The sequence below is a fragment of the Nocardia miyunensis NBRC 108239 genome (genome assembly GCF_001613065.1).
GTDB lineage: Bacteria > Actinomycetota > Actinomycetes > Mycobacteriales > Mycobacteriaceae > Nocardia > Nocardia miyunensis.
Genome location: NZ_BDBQ01000178.1, coordinates 1 through 2,433, shown reverse-complemented (window position 1 = coordinate 2,433; position 2,433 = coordinate 1). Strand labels below are relative to the sequence as shown.

General features: G+C 63.2%; 1 protein-coding gene. It reads left to right on the top strand.

Annotation, left to right across the window (positions count from 1 at the left end):
* Window positions 1-531: 531 nt before the first annotated feature.
* The gene (locus NM2_RS46825) at window positions 532-2,325 is read left to right on the top strand and encodes a reverse transcriptase/maturase family protein (RefSeq protein ID WP_174575769.1); all 1,794 of its coding nucleotides are present in this window, start codon (window positions 532-534) and stop codon (window positions 2,323-2,325) included.
* The last annotated feature ends 108 nt before the right edge of the window (window positions 2,326-2,433 follow it).

Sequence of the window (2,433 nt, the reverse complement as noted above, 5' to 3'; positions counted from 1 at the left end):
AGTGCGCCACGAGGCGCGTCGTCGCATCCCCGGCATAGCCGGGACGAACTCGAAGGGAGGTTTGTGGGTCTGATGGCTTACCCGGATCCGAAAGGCTAACGGGGACAGGAGCATGCCAGCGAATCAGAGGCCGGGTCCAGACGTTGGGGACGGTGCTCTGGGGGACCCGCGTGACATGGCGAAAGCTGGATTGCCTGAATCCCAATCTCCAGGAGATGGAAGTTCACATCCGCCGGAAAGACGCCTGAAACCGGTGCCGGCCCTGCGGCCCGCGAATGAAATACGGCCGCAACCTTCGGGGCAAGGAGCGATGCCCAGTGAGGGCATTGAAGGAGATGAGTGGGACGCCTAAATCACGCTATGACGTGCGATGACGACGAACGTGGGATCACCTGTCGGGCGCGAGCCCCATGGTGACGGAGGTCTGGTAGTAGTCGCCGGAGTCACGCCCGGCCAGGGAGGACGGGAAAGCCGTCCGCAGGGCGAAGCAGACCAGGTGACGGAGCATTCATTGATCGGGAGGTATGCGTAATGCAGAGCGCCGAAACGGTTCTGGATGTTCTGCGTGAACGCGGCAGGCGTGGCCTGCCGCTCGAGCAACTGTATCGGCAGATGTTTAATCCGCAGTTGTATCTGCTGGCCTACGGCCGCATCTACGCCAACAAGGGTGCGATGACGGCCGGGGTCACACAGGAAACCGCCGATGGCATGTCGCTGGGCAGGATCGACCGGATCATCGGGGCAATGCGCCACGAGCGCTACCGGTTCCGGCCGGTCCGGCGGGTTCATATCCCGAAGAAGAACGGCAAAACCCGTCCTCTCGGGATGCCCACGTGGTCGGACAAATTGGTCGGTGAGGTGGTGCGCCTGCTGTTGGAGGCATACTACGAGCCGCGTTTTTCCGATCGCTCTCACGGGTTCCGGCCCGGCCGGGGCTGCCACACCGCGCTGCGGGAGGTGGCCAACACCTGGACCGGGACGACTTGGTTCATCGAGGGAGACATCGCCGACTGTTTTGGGTCTTTCGACCACGAAATTCTGGTCGGAATCCTGGCGGAGAACATCCACGACAACCGGTTCCTGCGGCTGCTGCGCAACATGCTGACAGCCGGATATCTGGAGGACTGGCAGTGGGGAGAAACGCTGAGCGGAGTTCCCCAGGGCGGCATCGCTTCGCCGGTCCTCTCGAACATCTACCTGCACAAACTGGACTCGTTTGTCGAAACGGTGCTCATCCCGGAATACACCCGGGGCCGGTTGCGAGCCCGCAACCCGGCCTACCGCAAGGTCGAACAGGCGATCGTGCGGGCCAAACGACGCGGTGACCGCGCCGAGGTCCGTGCGCTCTACCGGCAACTGCACAGCCTGCCCAGCCAGGATCCGAACGATCCTGAGTATCGCAGGCTGCGGTATTGCCGCTATGCCGACGACACCTTGCTCGGGTTCGCCGGACCGAAAACCGAAGCCGCGCAGATCAAGCAGCGATTGGCGGAATTCCTGCGTGAGGACCTCAAGCTGGAACTGTCGCCGGAGAAGACACTGATCACCCACGCCCGCAGCCAGCGGGCGCGGTTCCTCGGCTACGAGATCGCGGTCGCGGGCAGCGACCGCAGGACCCGACGCCCCGACGCCTCCGACCGGCGCAACCGCCGATCGGTGAACGGGACAGTGGTCCTGCACGTTCCCGCGGACGTGGTCAAATCCAAAGCGTCCCTCTACTTGTTGCGCGGAAAACCCGCGCGCCGGAACCGGATTGTCAACGAAGACGACTACACCATCGTCGGCAAGTTCGGAGCCGAGTATCGGGGCATCGTCCAGTACTACCTACTCGCCTACGACGTTTCACGGCTACACCGGCTGCGCTGGGTCATGGAGACCTCCATGCTCAAAACCCTTGCGAGCAAACACCGCTCGACGGTGACGAAGATGGCGGCCCGCCACAAGGCCAAGATCGCGACACCCCATGGACAGCGGGTGTGTTTCGAAGCCAGCATCGCCCGAGGCAACAGGAAACTACTGGTCGCACGGTTCGGCGGAATACCATTGCGGCGGAACAAGACCGCGGTCGTCATCGACCGCCAGCCACACCGGCCGCTCTATCCCCACAAGAAGCTGATCCAACGGCTACTCAAAGGGATGTGCGAGCTCTGCAAGCAAACCGATGACATCGAGGTCCATCACATCCGCAGACTCGCGGACCTCGAGACGGCCGGAACACCGCCGCCCTGGGCGAAGGCAATGGCGAACAAGCGGCGCAAGACCCTCGTGGTCTGTCGCGAATGCCACGACCAAATCCACGCCCACCGGGCAACAATGACGCAGTAGTCACTGGAGAGCCGTGGTGCTCGGAAACGGGCATGCCCGGTTCGGGGGCAGGCTGAGCGGAAAAGGACCAGCGCATCGCTGGCACCTCGCCGCTCAGCCGAGCCTACT

Bases quoted from the DNA above. Each gene is read 5' to 3' on its own strand.
- NM2_RS46825 (WP_174575769.1), top strand. From the start codon at position 532: ATGCAGAGCGCCGAAACGGTTCTGGATGTTCTGCGTGAACGCGGCAGG.